Genomic DNA, 18,967 nt, shown 5'->3' with positions numbered 1-18,967 from the left:
AGGTTACTGCAGGCCTTGAAGATAATTGCAGGCATTGGGGTTCTTGCTACGGATACCCCGTTGTAGCGCCTCCATACGCTGTTCCGATGTGCCGTGCGTAAACATGCTCTCGACGGGCGCACGCCCTGCCTGCTGCATGAGGGTATCGTCGCCAATGGCATTGGCTGCACGCATTCCTTCTTCTATGTCTCCTGGCTCGATACGGTTGGAATTAATACCCGCCCACACGCCGGCAAAGCAATCTGCCTGTAATTCCATCCCGACTTGCAGGCGGTTCCCGTCGGTCTGGCTTGATTGTGCCTGAAGCTTCCGCACCTGGTTTGCAATGCCCGCCAGATTCTGGACATGGTGTCCAACTTCATGCGCTACAACATAGGCATAGGCAAAGTCGCCGCCCGCACCCATCTGTTTGTCCATCTGTTCAAAGAAACTTGCGTCCAGATATATGCCTTCATCCGAGGGACAATAAAAGGGCCCCATTGCGGACTGTGCCGCGCCACAGCCTGATTGACCTCCACCCTGATAGAAGGTGAGTTTCGCAGGTCGATAGTCACGCAACAATTTGCCCCAGGTGTCTTCCGTGGATTTGAGGACACGGCAAGCGAACAGCTCTTCCTGTGTATCGCATGCCACATTGCCCGCGCTCGATTGCTGGCTGGTGCCGGGTGCTGACAAGGGGCCGCCCATAGTCAGCATACCGCTGGAAATGACAAAATACCCCACGACCGCAATCAGCAGGACCGAGCCGCAGCCCATTTTACGGCCAAGGAGCATGGGCAGCAAGCTGAAGACAAGCCCGAGCATGCCGCCCCCGCCCCCACCTCCAAAGCCGCCACCTCCCGATCCTTGATCGCTGACATTTCCGCTCGGGTCTAGATCATCGAGGCGCATGTGATTCTCCGTTATTGCCGTCCGCCAACATTGCGGTTAGCGGGGTAAAGCGCAAGTAAAGTTCCCGTTCCATGCAAAGGTCATTGCTTATGTTTCTCAAGGGTAAAACCGCTCTTATCACCGGATCCACTTCGGGCATTGGTCTCGGATATGCGAAAGCTTTGGCGGCTGAAGGCGCACAGGTTATGATCAATGGTTTTGGCGACCAGACGGCGATTGACGGCCATGTGTCGGAGTTGACCGCAATCAGCGGAACAGGCGCGCTTCATTCTGCGGCCGATATGACCAAGCCCGATGAGATCAGGGCTATGGTTGCCGATTGCACCGAAAAACTGGGAGCCCCCGATATCCTGATAAACAATGCGGGGATCCAACATGTGGCGCCGGTCGATGAATTTCCCGAAGATAAATGGGACGCCATTCTTGCGATTATTCTTTCCTCGGCGTTTCACACGACGAAGGCGGCGTTGCCTGGAATGAAGTCAAAGGGTTGGGGACGTGTTATCAACACCGGATCAATGCACAGTCTGGTCGCTTCACCTTACAAGTCCGCCTATAATGCAGCCAAGCACGGCTTATCCGGTTTTACCAAGACGATCGCTCTCGAAGTCGCGACAAAAGGTATTACCGTCAATTGCATCTGCCCCGGCTATGTATGGACGCCTTTGGTGGAGGGGCAAATTCCCGATACCATGAAAACACGGAATCTTACTCGGGATCAGGTCATCAATGACGTTCTGCTCGCGAACCAGCCGCAAAAGCAATTTGTGCAGGTTGAACAGTTAGCCGCGCTCGCCTTGTTTTTGTGTCGCGATGAAGCGAGTGCCATAACAGGCGCTAACCTATCCGTTGATGGTGGCTGGACGGCCCAGTAACTCCGTTTATCGAGGCTTATTGCCCGCCGTTACCCTGAACGAATTCGGCAGGATTTTGTGGTTGTGAATTTACCTGAGGAACGGTGTAATTCGGCATGGCTGGCTGCGCGTAATTATAGGGTGCGTTGGGGATTTGTTCCTGCGGAATCTGCACTTCACTCTGCAAATTCTGTTGTTGCTGCATGCTGCTGCCATAGGGATTTCCGTCTATTACCGGGTCGCCGACCGCAAGCATGTCTTCGCCATCTTCCTCAGGCGATCCTTCGTCGAAGCTTTCTTCGGCAGAAACATCGGTATTACCTTCGTTGGCCGGAGGTGCCACGGGTGCTGCAGGAGCTGTTTGGGCAACGGCAACAGGTTCGCTGTCGAAGGTAAGGTTGGCGGTGACGAATGTGATGAGCGCGGCTACACCCAAGACGCCCAGCAGCAGTTTCAGAATATTGTCCATTATCGTTCCCGACCTGTTTCGTGCAGGCGTGTTACCTCAAGGCTGTTAATATTATATTAGCGATGCAAATGAGCGACAGCCGAGAAAAAAGCCGCCGACATTGCTGCCGGCGGCTTAGGCGTTTTCCTCCCCAGGAAAACCGTTAAACTGATGTGGCGGTTACTTTCCGCCTGCGCTCCCTAACCGATGGTAAAGGCGAGCGAATTTTACTGATTCCGGCTTGTCCTTGATCTCTTCCAAGTAGAATACCAAGGCTTGTCGGAGCAAGGTTAAATCTTCGGTCGACAGAACAGCTCTGGCGCGTTGTGGCTCTCCCATAAATTTTCTCCCTGCGTCAGGCTGCGTTTGCAAACTGGTTCATGGTGTTGTCCTTGCCGCCTGCTTTCAGGGCAGCTTCACCAGCAAAATATTCCTTGTGATCGTCGCCGATGTCGGACCCGGACATATTCTGGTGCTTCACGCACGCGATGCCTTGGCGGATTTCCTTGCGCTGGACGCCTGCGACATAGCCGAGCATGCCCATTTCGCCGAAATAATCCTTGGCGAGATTATCCGTGCTTAGTGCAGCCGTGTGATAGGTGGGCAGCGTGATCAGGTGATGGAAGATGCCTGCGCGCTTTGCCGAGTCCCGCTGGAAGTTCTGAATGCGGTTGTCCGCTTCTTCACCCAGTGCGGTTTCGTCGTAGGATGCGCTCATCAGATTGGCACGGTCATAGGCCGAAACATCCTTACCCTCTGCGCTCCAGGCGTCGAAAACCTGCTGGCGGAAGTTGAGGGTCCAGTTGAAGCTGGGCGAGTTGTTATAGGCCAGCTTCGCATTGGGGACAACTTCGCGAATACGGTCAACCATGCCGGCAATCTGCTCGATATGGGGCTTTTCCGTTTCGATCCAGATCAGATCGGCACCATTTTGCAGGCTGGTAATGCAATCCAGAACGCAGCGGTCTTCGCCAGTGCCCGAACGGAACTGGAACAGGTTGGACGGCAGGCGCTTGGGGCGCAACAGCTTTCCATTGCGGTTGAGGATAACGTCGCCATTGCGCGCCGTGGCCGGATCGATTTCCTCGCAATCGAGGAAGCTGTTATACTGGTCGCCAAGATCGCCTGCTTCCTTCGAAACCGCGATTTGCTTAGTCAGGCCAGCGCCGAGCGAGTCGGTGCGCGCCACGATGATGCCATTGGGAACGCCGAGCTCGAGGAAGGCATAACGGCAAGCACGGATTTTCTGCAGGAAGTCTTCGTGGGGCACGGTGACTTTACCATCCTGGTGGCCACATTGCTTTTCGTCCGAAACCTGATTTTCGATTTGCAAGGCGCACGCACCTGCTTCGATCATCTTCTTGGCGAGCAAATAGGTGGCTTCTGCATTTCCGAAACCGGCGTCGATATCTGCGATGATCGGAACCACATGTGTTTCGAAATTCTCGATCTTCGAAAGCAATTCAGCTTCTTTCGCGCTTTCGCCATTTTCCCGGGCCTTGTCGAGGTCACGGAACAGCAGGTTCAGTTCGCGGCTGTCGGCCTGGCGTAGGAAGGTATAGAGTTCTTCGATCAAAGCCGGAACGCTGGTCTTTTCGTGCATCGACTGGTCGGGAAGGGGGCCGAATTCGCTGCGCAATGCCGCGATCATCCAGCCGGAAAGGTAGAGATAGCGTTTTTTCGTGGTTCCAAAGTGCTTCTTCACCGAGATCATCTTCTGCTGGGCGATGAAACCGTGCCAGCAGCCGAGCGACTGGGTGTATTGGGCAGGGTCGGCATCATAGGCTGCCATGTCCTGCCGCATGATGTCGGCGGTGTAGCGGGCGATGTCGAGGCCGGTCTGGAAGCGATTCTGCAGCTGCATTCTGGCAACCGATTCGGGGCTGATGGAGTCCCAGGTTCCGTTCTGTGCTGCGATCAGCTTGCTGGTTTCGGCTATTTGGTTTTTGTACGACATTTACAATTCCTTGGGGTTTATTAACTCGGCTGATGCTTGGTCTGCCTGATTTGGGCTGGAGGGGCGAGTCAGAATTGTAATATTTGTTGTGTGTGCGTCGCACAAAACGTGATTAACGTTGTAATGTTGTAAATATTGTGACAATATCAACCCATGTCCGAGCAAAAGCTTTTCGCGGGCCATGCCGTCCGCCGTATCCGCAGGGCCAATGGTCTGACCCAGGCGTTGATGGCCGAGGCGCTGGAGGTTTCGCCCTCTTATCTGAACCTTATCGAGCGCAACCAGCGCCCTTTGACGGCGACATTGCTGCTGAAACTCGCCGAGCGCTATGATTTCGACCCGCGCACCTTGACCGGATCGACGCCTGGTGGCGGTGTTGAAGCCATCCGGCGTCGCCTGTCCGACCCGATGTTCGCCGACCTGTCGATCGAACGCGTCCAGATCGAAGACTGGATCGCCGCCAGCCCCGACGCTGCCGAAGCCTTTGCCCGCGCATTCGACCGGGTGTCGGGCGGATCGCATGGCAGCAGCGGTGTGGGCGAGGCCGGACGCACGGCGACCATCGAACCCGAATCCATAGCCTCCGCACGGCGCGAAATCGAACGGTGGCGTAACCATTTCGCCGACCTCGACGCGCAGGCCGAGATATTGGCGGATGAACTGCGACTCGCCAATCCTGACCTGTATGGCGCGATCATCGAACGGCTGCGGGTGAAGCACCAACTGTCGATCCGCATTCTGCCTTTCGATGTAATGCCCGATAATCTGCGCCGGTTGGACCTGCACGCCCGCCAGTTGCAGCTTTCAGAGCTGCTCGACCCGGCTAGCCGGACTTTTGCGGCGGCATTCCAGCTTGCGATGCTGGAGGCGAAATCGGAAATTGACGCTCTCGTCGCGGGTGCCAGCTTTACCGAACGGGCAGGGGAGCGGCTGTATCGCCGTCATCTGACCAGCTATTTTGCCGCCGCCGTCATGATGCCCTATGCCCGTTTCCTGCGGGCGTGTGAAACGACCGGCTATGACATATTGCTGCTGCAGCGCCGTTTCGGCGCCGGTTTTGAACAAATCGCCCACCGCCTGACAACCCTGCAAAGGGTGGGGCAACGCGGATTGCCTTTCTTCATGCTGCGGATCGACCGCGCAGGGCAAAGCAGCAAGCGTTATGCCGGGGCCAGCGCGTCGCCCTTGGTGGAAACCGATCGCCGATGCCCGCTGTGGCACGTGCATAATGTATTTGCCCGCCCCGGAACGTTACTGCCCCAACTGGTGGAGTTGGAAGATAACAGCCGCTGGTTCACCCTGTCGCGCACCGTGCATCCGCAAACCGCAGTCAGCGGTGCGGTCGAGGCGGAATTTGCCATTTGTCTGGGGCTGGACGCCAAATTGGCCGCTCCTTTGGCGGCTGCGCGCGGCGTTGACCTCGAAACCGGTGCGGCCACGGCCATCGGGCTTGGCTGTTCCGCGTGCACACGGCCCGACTGCCCCCAGCGTAGTGCACCGCCCGCCGGTCGTGTGCTGGTGTTCAACGATCGCGAACGGGGCATGTCGCCCTTCGCCTTTGACCGGGATTAGCGCAGAAATTCGCGGATACGGTCCAGCACGACTTCCATCGCCGGTTCGCGGGCGCGCAAGATATGGTTGTCGGAGTCGAGAGTGACGAGCGACGCGCCCTTGATATTGGAGGCAAGCTCGATCGCCTGTTCCATACCCACCCGCTTGTCACCACGGGCATGGAAAATGAGCGTGGGGACATCCAACTCGGATAGCCGGTGGCGCACATCGATACGGCTGAATATTTCAAGGAACGCGACGGCGTTGGCGGGGGAAACGGTCTGCCGCTGGAAATTGTTGAACCATTCCAGTTCCTCCGCCGTTGCCGACGGGGTGAAGGATTCGGAGAATATCTGCCGATAAAGCGGCGTGTCCTTGCCCCAGCCATTTTTCACCAAGGTGATAACGGCCTCGCGCTCCTTTGCCTCTTCGGGCTCCGCCCAGTGCCGCCAGCCACTGCTATAGCCGCCCAATAATATAAGGTGGGACACGCGTTGTGGATGGCGGGCGGCATATTCGATGCTGACGGCGGCGCCCTGCGAGAGGCCGAAAAGCGGAAACCGCTCCAGACCCAATGTGTCCACGACAGCCTCCAGATCGGTCACCATGGCTTCGAAGGACAGGTCTTGCACATCCCAGTCCGACAGGCCATTTGCGCGTTCGTCATAACGGACGAGCCGGAATTCCTCGGATAGGCCGCCAACCATCCGCCCCCATAAGGGGCTGCCCCAGTCGAGTTCCAGATGGTTGAGCCAGTTGGCTGTCTTCACCAGCGTCGGCCCCGCGCCGGTAACGGCATAGGCAATGCGTGCGCCATCTTGCGCGAAGCAATAATGGATGGACTGGTCGACGGCAGGGGTAGTCCGTTCATTGGATCCCTCGGCCAAATCAAGTGCCATGGCGGCAAAACGTCGGCGATCGGCCTCTGGATAGACTTTGTTGCGCGATGCTTCGTCGAGATGGCGCGCGCGCTTCCGGTCAATCGACGCACGTTCGGAGGCCAGCCATAGGGAATATTCGTCCAACGCCGGCAAGTCGATGCCCGGCAAGGGAAGTTCCAGCGCTTGGGGCGCGTCGAGATGATCGATGTCGAGCGTGAAACCTGACGCATCAAGTGACACACGTTCCCGATCTGCGGACAGCAGCGCGGCATCGTCCCCCAACATGGCGCGTATCTTGGACAGCGACCAGCGCAACGCGGCGCGGGGGTCGTCGGGAATGTCGAAGAACAATTCGCAAAGCCGTTCCCGACGGACGGGCTTGGTGCTGAGCAACAGAAACACGAACAACGCCCGTGTCTTGCGCGACGCCGGAAGCTCGATCGGTTGGCCCAGCCGATCAAGCCCTATCTCACCCAATAATTTGACATGAATTGGTGCGGGGGGTCGCAAAACAGTCTCCAAACATCACGTTTCCACGCACGAAAGATGAATTCCAACGCTCGTTCAAACGCAAAGGCAAACGGTGCGCCGGTTAATGCGCGGCTTGATTTATAGAGAGTCAAACTATGTTTAACAAGCGAAACGAACCAAGGCTCATGATTGTTAAGAGCAATCCGGCGACCAATAAGACGATCCAGTTCACCCAAGATATCAGTTCGGGCGATTTTTCGGGGCGGGGTGATCCGTGCGAATTTGCCGCCTTTGAAGAGCATGTCCTGAAAAGCGAACCCGGCCTTTTGGCCCGCTTGGAAGCGGGCATTGATGTGGCAGATATTGGCTGCGGTGCGGGGCAGGCAGTCAATCACCTTGCGAAGCTATATCCGAACAGCCGCTTTACCGGCTTTGATGAATCAACCGGAGATATCCGTCAGGCGAAACGCATGGCATCGGAAATGGGCCTGACGAATGTTGATTTCTTAGCCGTTGATGCAGCTTCGCTGGATGCGAATGTGGTCTTTGACCTCATTCTGCCGTCGACCCGCTATATTACCGGAAGCTACCAGCGGAAATGTGCCCGCATCGATATATGCGCGGAGAAAACGGCCATCTGCCGGTAAAATACGCGCCGCAACGCTTAAGCAAACCAGCCTTCGTCGTTCAGCCGCTTGTAGAAGCTGCGGCTGACGGGAGCCGAAACGCCATTTGACAGGTTCAGTGTTGCGCGGCCATCGCCTTTAGTCAGATCGCCTACTGCTGACTTGGCGACCCACCAGCTACGGTGCGTTTGCGCGCCGAGTGCGTCGGGCAATTCCGCGATCGCATCCGATAGCCGCATAAGGATGAGCGTCGATCCGCCATCGTTAAAGTGCACCCGCAAATAATGGTCTTCGGCTTCGAGCGCGATAATTTCCAGTTGCCGGTATTGCAGCGGCAGCCGTGCCGACAATTTGGCCGGGGATGCATTTTCGACGGCAAATTGTGTAGGTGGCGCAACTACTTCCGGAATGACCTTGCCCGGCCAATGAATGAAATAGTTCAGCGCCGTCATCACCATGCTGATGGTGAAGGTGATCGCAAACATGGTCGCAAAGGCATCAAAAGTCGGTTGCCGGGTATTGAAGAAGAGCGAACTGGTGCCGATGACCATCAGGGTGAGGGGTAAGGCAATCAGGGTCGCAATCAGCGGCATCTCCGCCCATTGGCGCGACCGCAGGCGGCCCCATTTTTCGACCATCTCCGAAACGCCAAGGCCGATCAGCGCGCCGGACAGCATCAGTATTTCCCAATAGGCCAGTCTGGGAAGAAACGGGATTTCGGTCGTTTCGAGCGCCCCGACCATGGCGAGCAGAAACCCGACAATGGCCGCGATCATGAATCCCCGCCGGTGACGCGCACCAAAGCCGGCTTCTTTTGGCGTATAAGAGGGCGCCATTGGCGAACCGTGAACGGCATTTTCGGTCATGTCGCGCAGAATTCCAGGTCTTTCACGTAAACGGCGTTGAACGATATCAACGGTCCGCCATGTCTTGGTCATCCCTAGCAAACATCCCAATTGGAGCAAGCGACATGAACAATCTACAATCCATATGCACCGTCATCGCCATGTGTGCCGCGTCGATTTCGACGGCATCCATCGCCCAGAATGCGGCGGCCAAGTTGGACGTGAACTTCACTGGTATAGAAGAGAAGGAAGGCGCCATATTGGGCGTCGTTTTCAACAGCGAAGACGCGTATAATGGCAAAGGCGCGCCGGTGCGGCAGATCATGATCAGCGCGGATAAAGCCGAAGTCAGCACCGCGCTGGAGGGGCTTGAGGCGGGCGTCTATGCCATCAAGGCCTTTCACGACATCGACGGCGACATGAAAATGTCCACCAATCCCTATGGCATGCCGATTGAGCCCTTTGCTTTTTCGAACAATGCCGTCGGCAATATGGGGCCTGCGAAATGGGCGGATGCCAAATTTGAAGTGAAGCCCGGTGCCAATGTGCACGCGATTGTCATCAAGTAATTTCGATCCGGAGGCTATCGACCATGACCCAATTTGACCGTCGCCATTTCCTCGGAAGCGGACTGTTCGCCGCCGCAGCCGCCACCATCATCACCCCCGAAAGGGCACTTGCCGGAACAAGCCCCGCAGGCTGGAGCCTGGCCGTTGCCGATGTCGACGCGGATGTGCCGGTGGAGACATTGGAGCTGGTGCACGGGAAAGTGCCCGCCGATTGCGACGTGACGCTTTATCGCAACGGACCTGCGAAATTTCGCCGGGGCACAGGAACATCCGGCCACTGGTTTGACGGCGACGGACTGGTGCGCAAATTCCGGGTGGGCGATGGCAAGGCCCATCTGACGGCACGCTTTGTCGATACGCCCAAGCGCCGCCTTGAAACCAAGCTGGATGCCATTGTGCAACCGGGTTTCGGATCCTCGCGCCGCGACGGTGCGGTGGTGAACGGACCCGACGATACCAATGCGGCAAATACCAGCGTGTTGATGTCGGGCGGCCAGTTGCTGGCCCTATGGGAAGGTGGGTCGCCTGCGATCGTTGACCCGGAAACGCTGGAAACAAAAGGCTTTAAAACCTTCCGCCGGGATTTGAAACAAATGCCATTTCTGGCGCACCCACGGGTCGAGGCCGATGGAACGGTCTGGAATTTGGGGGGTAACGGCAAAGGGACCTTCGTCTGGAAACTGAACCCCGACGGATCGCTCGGAAAGGCGGAAATGCTCGACGTTGGGCGGGCGAGCTATTTCCATGATTTTACTGCGACGGCACGGCATCTGATTATCGTGCTTCAGCCCTGGGTGCAGGAAGGGTTCAAATTCCCCCTGTCAACGGCCATGGCGTGGAAACCGGAATTGGGGACCCGCATCCTCGTCATCGACAAGGATGATCTGTCGAAAAAGCGGACCTATGAATTGCCCGCTTTTTCCTTTTTTCATCTGGCCGACGGGTGGGAAGAAAGTGATGGCACGATCCGCTTTGACGGATGCCTGGAAGAAAATCCGACCTTCGGGCAAATCGCGGCGTCGGCTCTGCTGCGCGGCGAGCATATCAAGGCGCCTTCGCCCATGCTGACCCAGATTGTGCTGCATCCCAATGGCAAGGCCGACATGAAAACCACGCGCATTTCGGGCGAATTCCCCGCAACGGACAAGAGGCGGGCAGGGCAAGCACGGCGCTTTACCACCCATGTTGCCGGGTACCGCCAGACGCCTTTTCCCCACGCTATTGCGGCATGGGACTGGAAAACCGGCCGCGATGATAAGTTCGATTTTGGCAGCCACCAGCTGGTCGAGGAGTTTTTGTTCGTGCCGACAGGATCGGGTGAACGCGACGGATGGCTCATGGGCACCACGTTAAACCTGAAGGAGCGCAAGACCGAGTTGCACCTGATCGATGCACGCCGCGTTTCCGAAGGACCCTTGGCGACATGGCGGGCGTCTTTGCCCCTGCCGTTGACCTTCCATGGGACGATTGCCTAGGCGCTAACGCGCCTCAGCCTTTGGCGAAATCGCGGACCTTCTGGCTGGTGCCGCGGGGCATGATCAATATTTCTGTGCCATTGGCGACGACGATCAGATTGTCGATCCCGTGCACCGAAATGCGGACCCCGTCGCTATAGACCAGGTTGCCTGTCGAGGCATGGACACGCACTGCGCCGGACAGCACGTTTCCGTCCTCGTCCTTTGCGCCGATGTCGTGGAGCGAATCCCAGCTGCCGACATCGGACCAGCCCATATGGACGGGCGCGACGGCAACACGGTCCGCGGTTTCCATCACCGCATAGTCAATGCTGTCCGATGGGCAGGCGGCAAAGGCGTCTGGGTCGGGGGTTATGCGTGCATCGGAGCGGGTGGCGGAGCCCATGGCGCGTTTGCTTTGGGCCAGCATCTTCGGCGCATGGTCGGAAAGCGCTTGCAGATATGTATCCGCGCGAAACAGGAAAATGCCACCGTTCCAGACATGGTCGCCGCTTGCGATCATCTCCTGAGCGCGGTCTTTGTCGGGCTTTTCGACAAAGCGGTTTACTTTGCGGACGGCGGTGGCAAGTTCCGCTTCGTCCATTTTGATATAACCATAGCCGGTTTCGGGGCCGGTCGGGCTGATCCCGTAAGTGGCCAGCCAGCCATTTTCGACGAGCGGCAAAAGCGCCGCCGTTGCCGCATCGAAGGCGGCGGTGTCGAGGATGACATGGTCGCTCGGCATGACCAGTAGCGTCGCCTCAGGCCGCGCGACTGTCAATGCCGCAAGCGCGATGGCAGGCGCGGTGTTGCGCGCGCAGGGTTCCAAAATGAGGGTGGCATCGGTCACGCCGATGGCGGCCAACTGCTCCTCGACCAGATGGGCATGGGCAGCATTTGCTACGATGATCGGGGCGTCAAAGCGCTGGCGATCTGTCACGCGCAGAACGGTGAGCTGGAACATCGTATGTTCGCTGGTCAGCGCCTGAAACTGTTTCGGGCGATCGGGCGTGGACATCGGCCATAGCCGTGTGCCGCCGCCGCCAGACAGAATGACAGGAGTGATCGTCACTTTTACCTCGAATAATCTTGTGCGTTAACGATTGCTATCGCTGATGAAGGGTTCATCGTCAAATCACAAAAAACCGCCTTGTTCCAGAAACTTGGAATAGAGGTGTAAAATTAATCGACACTTTACCTTTGGCCGTTAAAAAATCCGACATGTTAGGTGAACCGACGCCATGATCAGGCTTTTCAAACATTATATTCCCTATGCGGTTCTGTTTCTCGCGATAATCGACTTTTGTCTGCTTGTCGTGGCGGCCGAAACGGCATGGGTGATCCGGGCGAACCAGATCGGTATGCATGTCGATTATATCGGCAACCGGTTCGGGCAATTGCTCACTTTTGCGGCCTCGGTCCATGTCGCCGGTATGGCCGTGGGGGTCTATGGACCCGATGCGTTGCAGTCGCTCCGCTTCGCGATTGCGCGCCTGTTGGTGGCGGTGTCGCTGGGGGTTATCTTCCAGTCGGTGATGGCCTTTGCCTTTCCGGGGCTGACCCTTTGGCGTTCCAATTCGCTGTACGCGATGATCCTTGCCTTCGTTTTCCTCGCCACCAGCCGCGCCATCCTCGGCAGCTTGATCGGTGGGGAAAGCTTCAAGCGACGCCTGCTCGTGCTCGGCGCAGGCCGCCGCGCGCAGCGTATCAAGGATCTGGAGGCGAAACCGGGATCGGGCTTTGTCGTCGTCGGCTTTATCGCCATGGACGAAAACAAGCGCGTCATCCCCGAGGCCATCAACCGCAGCGCGATCTACAACCTCTCCGATTTTGTCGTGAAGCTGGGGACGAGTGAAGTCGTCCTGGCGCTCGAAGAGCGGCGCAATGCGCTACCGCTGGATGACCTGCTGCGGATCAAGACGACGGGTGTGCACGTCAACGACATCTCCACCTTTCTGGAGCGTGAAACGGGCCGTGTCGACCTCGATAGCGTCAATCCGAGCTGGCTGATCTTCTCAGACGGCTTTTCGTCAGGTCGCCGTTTGTCGGGCATCGCAAAGCGGCTCTTCGATGTCGCCGCCAGCTCGCTCCTTCTGTTTTTGACCGCGCCGATCATCTTCTTTTTCGCGCTGCTGATTAAGCTCGAAAGCAAAGGCCCTGCATTCTACCGCCAAGTGCGCGTCGGCCTGTTCGGGCAGCCTTATACGGTACTGAAACTGCGGTCCATGCGGGCCGATGCGGAAGCAGCCGGGAAAGCGGTCTGGGCGGAGAAGAATGACCCGCGCATCACAAAGGTCGGCCGTTTCATCCGCAAGGTGCGGATCGATGAGCTTCCGCAAACCTGGAACGTGCTGAAGGGTGAAATGAGCTTCGTCGGCCCGCGTCCCGAGCGTCCGGAATTCGTCGCCGATCTGGAACAACAGCTGTCCTATTATGCCGAACGCCATATGGTAAAACCGGGTATCACCGGCTGGGCACAGATCAATTACCCCTATGGCGCGTCCAAGGCGGATGCGCAGCATAAGCTGGAATATGATCTCTATTATGCGAAAAACTACACGCCCTTCCTTGATCTTCTGATCCTGCTGCAGACCATTCGCGTTGTCATCTGGCCGGAGGGTGCCCGCTGATGGAAGCGGTGCTTCCTTTTATCGGATTTTGGGGACATGCGGCGGTTGGTTTCGCTTATGCGGCGCTGGCGATCTGGTTGCTGCACAAATATCGCGAGCGCAACCGGCAGCAGGTGATGCTCATCGGCGCTATGGCGCTGACCTCTTTATGGGGGATTATCTCTACCGTAGCCGGTCCGCTCAGCCTCGCGGCGCTGTGTGCGGAAAGCGCACGCAACCTTGCGTGGCTGTGCTTTATGTTTTTACTGCTGCGAAGCGGCGAAGGGCGCGAACAGCCCCGCACCATCAACATGATCTATGGTGTCCTGCTGATCGTTTTGCTGTTCCAGCCCGTGAACGACGCAGTTGTAGCGATTTTCGGTAACGCGAATACAGGCCCCCATCTGGCGACGCAATCCGCCATGACGATGCGGATGATCTATGCCGTCGGCGCGCTCGTCGTTGTGCACAATCTCTACACCGTGTCCGCGCCGGAGACACGATGGGGCATAAGTCTCCCCATGGCGGCGTTGGCGGCCATGTGGACCTATGACCTCAACCTCTACACCATCAGCTATTTGACATCCGCACCTTCGGAAGAATTGGTCCAGACACGCGGCTTTGCCACTGCGGTGCTTGCTCCGGTCTTTGTCATGGCGGCAAAGCGCAACAGCAATTGGGGTATCCGTCTGTCCCGGTCGGTTGCGTTCCAGTCCGTGTCGCTGGTTGCTATTGGTTTCTACATGCTCGGTATGGTCGTTCTTGCAACCGCGCTGGAGCTTGTGGGCGGCACCTATGTGCGTCTGGCGCAGATATCGCTGATATTCGGCATGTCGCTTGCCGCGCTGCTGATCCTGCCATCCGGGCGGTTCAAAAGCTGGCTGAACGTGGTTATCGCCAAAAACTTCTTCCAGCACCGCTATGACTATCGGTCCGAATGGATGCGCTTTGCCGATACGATCGGGTTCCCGTCCAAGGAGGCTGCGCCATTCTATGAGCGTGTCGTGAAATCTCTGGCGGATATATTTGACAGTCCCGGCGGCCTTTTGCTGGTCCCGGACGATGAAGGGCGCCTGACCTTGCAGGCGCGTTGGAACTGGGCGACGGCTGATGTCCCGTCCAATTGCGTTACGTCGCAAACCATGCCTTTTTTTGAATCGACCGGGCATATTGTTTCAATGGACCAGATACGCGCAGGCACCGACGAACGGTGTGATCCGCGCGCCATTCCGCACTGGCTTTATGACGAAGCGCAGGCTTGGGCTGTTGTACCGCTCGTGCATTTCGGGAAACTCGCTGGCCTTGTCATATTGGCCCGGCCACGCTTGCCGCGCGCGCTGGATTGGGAAGATCTCGATATGCTGCGCGTTGTTGGCCGCCAATTGGCCAGCTATCTGGCCGAAGCGGCAAGCCAGCAGGCTTTGGCCGAAAGCCAGCAATTCGAACAATTCAACCGCCGCTTCGCCTTTGTTGCGCATGACATCAAAAATCTGGTGAGCCAGTTGAGCATCCTGGCGCGCAACGCCGAACGCCATGCCGAAAAGCCGGAGTTCCGTGCCGATATGATCGAGACGTTGCGGTCTTCGGTCGATAAAATGAACGAGTTGTTGGCGCGTCTTTCGCAACACAACAAATCGCGCCACTCCCTGCCGGTGGTCATCGACATTGGCGAGGCGGTGATGAAGGCGGTGCATGATAAGCGCCTGATTTATCCGATCGACGCACAATTAAAACCGGGCCTGTTTGCCAATGCTGACCCGTCACGCGTTGAAACCATTATCGGGCATCTGGTCCAAAATGCCATTGAAGCGACGGCGGATGGCTCGCCCGTGCGGATCACCTGCCGAAAGCAGGGCAATGACGTCGCCGTAAACATCACCGACACGGGCGTCGGCATGACCGAAGCTTTTGTGTCCAGCCAATTGTTCAAGCCCTTTGAATCTACCAAGGAAGGCGGGTTCGGCATCGGTGCCTATGAAGCCCGCGCTTTGGCGATTTCAATGGGTGGACAACTGCGCGTTGATAGCCGCGTCGGCAAGGGCACGACCTTTACGCTGTTGCTGCCCATTGCCGACGAAAAAGACAACCACATCTCTATAGAAGAGGCCGCCTGAACATGATGGACGTGCGCCAGAAATTGCTCATTGTCGAAGACGATCTCGGGCTGCAGAAGCAGTTGAAATGGTCGTATGAGGATTTTGATGTCTATTGTGCCTCCAATCGTGACGAGGCCATGGCTTTGTTGCGGTCGGAAGAACCGGATGTCGTAACACTCGACCTCGGCCTGCCGCCTGATCCGGATGGCGTGACCGAAGGTTTCGCCGTGCTTGATGAAATGCTAAAGCTGAAACCGGATACCAAAGTCATTGTGGCGTCAGGCCATGGGGCAAAGGAAAGTGCCTTGCGCGCCATATCGGCGGGAGCATGGGATTTTTACCAGAAGCCCGTCGATATTGATGAGCTGCACCTGATCGTCAAACGCGCTTTCCATGTGCGCAGTCTGGAAATGCAGAACGAGCTTTTGCAGCAACCCGATGCCGATGGCGAATTGCTGCTCGGCTCCATCATTTCGGGATCGCCCGAGATGGTGAAGGTCGCCCGCACCATTGAACGCGTCGCGCCGACCGGTGTGTCGGTCATGCTGCTGGGAGCCAGTGGGACGGGTAAGGAATTGCTCGCCCGTGGTCTGCACAATGCGAGCAACCGCGCCGACAAACCCTTCATTGCGATCAACTGCGGTGCAATCCCGGAGAATCTGCTCGAATCCGAATTGTTCGGTCATGAAAAAGGCGCCTTCACCGGGGCTGTCAAAACCACCGAAGGCAAGATCGAAATTGCCAATGGCGGCACGCTTTTCCTCGATGAAGTCGGCGACATCCCGCTGCCTTTGCAGGTCAAACTGCTCCGCTTTTTGCAGGAACGCACCATCGAACGCATCGGGGGACGAAAGCCGATACCCGTTGACGTGCGCGTGGTGTGCGCCACGCATCGTAACCTCAACCAGATGATCGTGGATCAAAGCTTCCGCGAAGACCTTTATTATCGCTTGGCAGAGGTCACGGTTGCTATTCCAAGCCTGATCGAACGGTCGGGCGACGCGGTGTTGCTAGCGAAATATTTTGTCAGCCGCTTTGCACGCGAAATGAACCCGTCGATCAAGGGCATGTCGACCAGCGCTCTGACCGCCATCGACCATTGGACATGGCCGGGCAATGTGCGCGAACTGGAAAACCGGGTGAAGCGCGCAGTCATTATGGCAGACGGGAAATTTGTTACCGCAGACGATCTCGATTTCGGCGATGAAGACGAGGACGAATTGTTGCTGAACCTGAAGGCGGCGCGCGAAGCTGCGGACCGGAAAGCAATAAAGCGCGCGATCGCCCGTACGGAAGGGAATATTTCGGGGGCTGCAAAGCTGCTCGGGATCAGCCGTCCGACTTTATACGATCTTCTCAAGCAATACGACCTACAGGTCTGACCGGGTCAGGCCGGTGTCACGCAGGCTCGTCTTCTCTCTTCTGGCGGCGGCGGCGCTCGCGGCCGTTGGCGGTCTGCTGTGGATGCAAGCTAGTGGCCCGCAGTCGGGCGCAGGTTATAGGTCCGAGGCGCAGGCCTATATGCAGCAAGGCGATTTGCGATCGGCGCGTGTTGCCCTGATGAATGCGGCCAAGGCGGATCCCCGCAATGTGGATATTTTCCTGACCCAAGCCAAAGTGTCGCTCGACCTTTTTGATTCTGCCGCCGCGCTTGTTGCCCTCAACCGGGCGCAGGCGTTGGGTGCGTCCAAGGCGGCGACGGCGCATTTTTGGGGCCATGCCTATTGGCTCGATGGTGACCTCGATTCTGCGCAAGCCGCACTGCAGCGCGACGACATTCCCGACCGCAACAAGGCCTATGCCCTGCGCATCGCTGCCCGTGTGGCAATGGACAAAGGCGACTTGGCGCAGGCACAGTCCTATTTTGATGCGGCGCTGCAGATGGCACCCAGGGATAGCCAGCTTTGGACCGATCTTGCCCGGCTGCGTTTCGTGCAGGCGGACCAGAAGGGGGCGATTGACGCTGTCGACTATGCCTTCAAACTTGATCCCCAAAATGTCCGCGCGCTGGAGTTTCGCGGCCGGCTGATGCGTTCCCAATTTGGAGTGGTGGCGTCGCTGCCATGGTTTGAACGGGGGTTGCAACTGAACCCCGTTGATATACCCTTGCTCGAAGAATATGGCCTGAGCCTTGGGGATGCGGGACGCTATCGGGACATGCTGGCCGTGGCCCGCAAAATCATCAGCCTCGATCGCACCAATGCCAAGGCCTATTATATGCAAGCCGTGCTGGCGGCGCGGGCGGGGGAATATGAACTGGCGAGCCGGATATTGCCCAAAGCAGGCTCGAATTTTGAACAAGTCCCCGCCGCGATGCTGCTCAATGCGATCTGCGCCTATGAACTGGGGAATTACAATAAGGCAGTCGACCATCTGCAGGAATTGCTGGGCATGCAGCCTCGCAACCGCCGTGTGCGTATCTTGCTGGCGCAGGCATTATATCGGGCAGGGGATCCGCTGGGTGCGCTCGATACCATCAAGGAAATCGCGTCCCGGCCGGATGCCGATAGCTATAGCCTGATACTGACCGCGCGCGCATTTGAAGCGAGCGACCAACCTTTGCGGGCATCGGCGCCGCTGGATGACGGGGCGTTGGCGACCGTGCGACCAGCGCTTCCGCTGCCCGAACCCATTTCTTTGGAGGCGGCGGCTTTTGAAGCGCAGCGCGAGCCGAATAATGCGCGCATTGTGCTGCCCTATATCCGGCTGCTGGCGGCACAGGGCAACAATGATGCGGCATGGACCGAAGCCGTCCGTCTGCAAAATGCCAACCCGGGTGTTGCCGATGCGCATGTGATTGTCGGCGACATCGAAATGGCGCGCGGTAACACCCAGTCCGCTGTGAACGCCTACCAACAGGCACGGCAGATCACTTTTACCGAACCGGTGATGCTGCGGCTCGTCGACGCGCTGGCGCGGCTGAATCGGCAGAAGGAGGCCGGCGAAACCCTGTCTGCCTATTTACAATATAACCCGACCAACCTGACGGCGCTGCGCCTTGCAGGCTATCGCCACCTTGATACCGGGAACTGGGCCGATGCTATTCGCCTGCTGGAACGTGTGCGCAAGCGGCTGGGGAATAATGACGCCATCCTGCTTGCCAACCTTGCGCGGGCTTATGCCGGGGCGGGGCAAATGGAAAGGGCGATCAGTTATGCGCGGACGGCTTATGATATTGCCCCCGCCAATGCGATGGTGACCAAGATTTACGGGCAGCTTGAACTGAAACGGGGCAAGCGGCCCAAGGCAGCTATGGAGTTGTTGCAAAAGGCCCAGGCGATGATGCCGGAAAATCAGGAAGTCGCCGCGCAGCTCAGGCGCGCGGTTGCGGCCTATCGGAAATCAGCAAAGCGCCAATAGTTCGGCAGGATCAACACCGGCACGTTGCATCTGTGCCTTGACGTCGGGCCATACATTTTTGACGAAATGTTCGCGTTCAAAACTGCGCAGCTTTGCAACGGCTCCGCCCGCAACGAACAGGCCTACGCCCCGTTTGACATCGACCAGACCGCTGTCCTGAAACAATTGATAGGCTTTTGCGACGGTCAGCGGATTGGCACCCTGATCGGCTGCAAAAGCGCGAACCGAAGGCAGCATATCGCCTTCCTTATACTCGCCGTCGAGGATGGCCGCGGCGATAACGTCGCGTAATTTCAGGTAAACCGGTTTTGCATCGCTTTTCATCGCAACCTTACTGCCATAATACAGTAGGGCG

Annotated in this window: 16 protein-coding genes; 9 read left to right on the top strand and 7 right to left on the bottom strand. The window is 57.6% G+C overall.

The window, feature by feature from the left end:
* Window positions 1-3: 3 nt before the first annotated feature.
* Entirely contained in the window at window positions 4-891 is an 888-nt protein-coding gene (gene ypfJ / locus EUU25_RS04705) for a KPN_02809 family neutral zinc metallopeptidase (RefSeq protein ID WP_158898748.1), read from the bottom strand.
* 89 nt (window positions 892-980) lie between these two features.
* Here ypfJ and EUU25_RS04700 point away from each other — a divergent pair, with 89 nt between their 5' ends.
* On the top strand, window positions 981-1,766 hold the full coding sequence (locus EUU25_RS04700) for a 3-hydroxybutyrate dehydrogenase (RefSeq protein WP_158898746.1): 786 nt from the start codon (window positions 981-983) through the stop codon (window positions 1,764-1,766).
* A gap of 16 nt (window positions 1,767-1,782) precedes the next feature.
* On the opposite strand, the gene EUU25_RS04695 is transcribed toward EUU25_RS04700, so the two are convergent.
* Both EUU25_RS04695 and EUU25_RS04690 read right to left on the bottom strand, forming a co-directional pair.
* Complete coding sequence (locus tag EUU25_RS04695) at window positions 1,783-2,214, bottom strand: hypothetical protein (protein ID WP_158898744.1); 432 nt, start codon at window positions 2,212-2,214, stop codon at window positions 1,783-1,785.
* 334 nt (window positions 2,215-2,548) lie between these two features.
* Window positions 2,549-4,150, bottom strand: a complete 1,602-nt coding sequence (locus EUU25_RS04690) for an isocitrate lyase (protein ID WP_158898742.1) — start codon at window positions 4,148-4,150, stop codon at window positions 2,549-2,551.
* 153 nt (window positions 4,151-4,303) lie between these two features.
* Here EUU25_RS04690 and EUU25_RS04685 point away from each other — a divergent pair, with 153 nt between their 5' ends.
* A complete protein-coding gene (locus EUU25_RS04685) occupies window positions 4,304-5,722 on the top strand; it encodes a helix-turn-helix domain-containing protein (RefSeq protein ID WP_158898740.1) in 1,419 nt (472 codons plus the stop codon).
* Here the strand turns inward: EUU25_RS04685 and EUU25_RS04680 are convergent.
* Window positions 5,719-7,092: a bifunctional AfsR/SARP family transcriptional regulator/alpha/beta hydrolase gene (locus EUU25_RS04680; protein ID WP_222848827.1), complete on the bottom strand. Its 1,374-nt coding sequence runs from the start codon at window positions 7,090-7,092 to the stop codon at window positions 5,719-5,721. The genes EUU25_RS04685 and EUU25_RS04680 overlap by 4 nt on opposite strands.
* 116 nt (window positions 7,093-7,208) lie before the next feature.
* On the opposite strand from EUU25_RS04680, the gene EUU25_RS04675 reads away from it, so the two are divergent.
* On the top strand, window positions 7,209-7,700 hold the full coding sequence (locus tag EUU25_RS04675; protein WP_222848826.1) for a class I SAM-dependent methyltransferase: 492 nt from the start codon (window positions 7,209-7,211) through the stop codon (window positions 7,698-7,700).
* 17 nt (window positions 7,701-7,717) lie between these two features.
* On the opposite strand, the gene EUU25_RS04670 is transcribed toward EUU25_RS04675, so the two are convergent.
* A complete protein-coding gene (locus EUU25_RS04670) occupies window positions 7,718-8,617 on the bottom strand; it encodes a LytTR family DNA-binding domain-containing protein (protein WP_158898736.1) in 900 nt (299 codons plus the stop codon).
* Window positions 8,618-8,649: 32 nt separating this feature from the next.
* Between EUU25_RS04670 and EUU25_RS04665 the strand changes: the two genes are divergently transcribed.
* Both EUU25_RS04665 and EUU25_RS04660 read left to right on the top strand, forming a co-directional pair.
* Window positions 8,650-9,093, top strand: coding sequence for a DUF2141 domain-containing protein (locus EUU25_RS04665; protein ID WP_222848825.1), 444 nt, complete (start codon window positions 8,650-8,652; stop codon window positions 9,091-9,093).
* A 23-nt stretch (window positions 9,094-9,116) separates the two neighbouring features.
* Window positions 9,117-10,568: a carotenoid oxygenase family protein gene (locus tag EUU25_RS04660; RefSeq protein ID WP_158898734.1), complete on the top strand. Its 1,452-nt coding sequence runs from the start codon at window positions 9,117-9,119 to the stop codon at window positions 10,566-10,568.
* A gap of 13 nt (window positions 10,569-10,581) precedes the next feature.
* Here the strand turns inward: EUU25_RS04660 and EUU25_RS04655 are convergent, their stop codons facing one another.
* Entirely contained in the window at window positions 10,582-11,619 is a 1,038-nt protein-coding gene (locus tag EUU25_RS04655) for a mannose-1-phosphate guanylyltransferase/mannose-6-phosphate isomerase (protein WP_158898732.1), read from the bottom strand.
* 169 nt (window positions 11,620-11,788) lie between these two features.
* Between EUU25_RS04655 and EUU25_RS04650 the strand changes: the two genes are divergently transcribed.
* Genes EUU25_RS04650 through EUU25_RS04635 form a run of 4 tightly spaced genes read left to right on the top strand, consistent with a single transcriptional unit; the run spans window position 11,789 to window position 18,612 of the window.
* Window positions 11,789-13,177: a TIGR03013 family XrtA/PEP-CTERM system glycosyltransferase gene (locus EUU25_RS04650; protein WP_158898730.1), complete on the top strand. Its 1,389-nt coding sequence runs from the start codon at window positions 11,789-11,791 to the stop codon at window positions 13,175-13,177.
* Window positions 13,177-15,270, top strand: coding sequence for an XrtA/PEP-CTERM system histidine kinase PrsK (gene prsK, locus EUU25_RS04645; RefSeq protein WP_158898728.1), 2,094 nt, complete (start codon window positions 13,177-13,179; stop codon window positions 15,268-15,270). The genes EUU25_RS04650 and prsK overlap by 1 nt, the downstream gene beginning before the upstream one ends.
* Before the next feature lie 2 nt (window positions 15,271-15,272).
* Complete coding sequence (prsR, locus tag EUU25_RS04640; RefSeq protein WP_158898726.1) at window positions 15,273-16,634, top strand: PEP-CTERM-box response regulator transcription factor; 1,362 nt, start codon at window positions 15,273-15,275, stop codon at window positions 16,632-16,634.
* 13 nt (window positions 16,635-16,647) lie between these two features.
* The gene (locus EUU25_RS04635; protein WP_158898724.1) at window positions 16,648-18,612 is read left to right on the top strand and encodes a tetratricopeptide repeat protein; all 1,965 of its coding nucleotides are present in this window, start codon (window positions 16,648-16,650) and stop codon (window positions 18,610-18,612) included.
* Here the strand turns inward: EUU25_RS04635 and EUU25_RS04630 are convergent.
* Window positions 18,595-18,936, bottom strand: a complete 342-nt coding sequence (locus EUU25_RS04630) for a GntR family transcriptional regulator (RefSeq protein ID WP_143775431.1) — start codon at window positions 18,934-18,936, stop codon at window positions 18,595-18,597. The genes EUU25_RS04635 and EUU25_RS04630 overlap by 18 nt on opposite strands.
* Window positions 18,937-18,967 lie beyond the last annotated feature (31 nt).

It is taken from the genome of Sphingorhabdus lacus (assembly GCF_009768975.1).
GTDB lineage: Bacteria > Pseudomonadota > Alphaproteobacteria > Sphingomonadales > Sphingomonadaceae > Sphingorhabdus_B > Sphingorhabdus_B lacus.
This window is presented reverse-complemented; position numbering and strand designations above follow the sequence as displayed.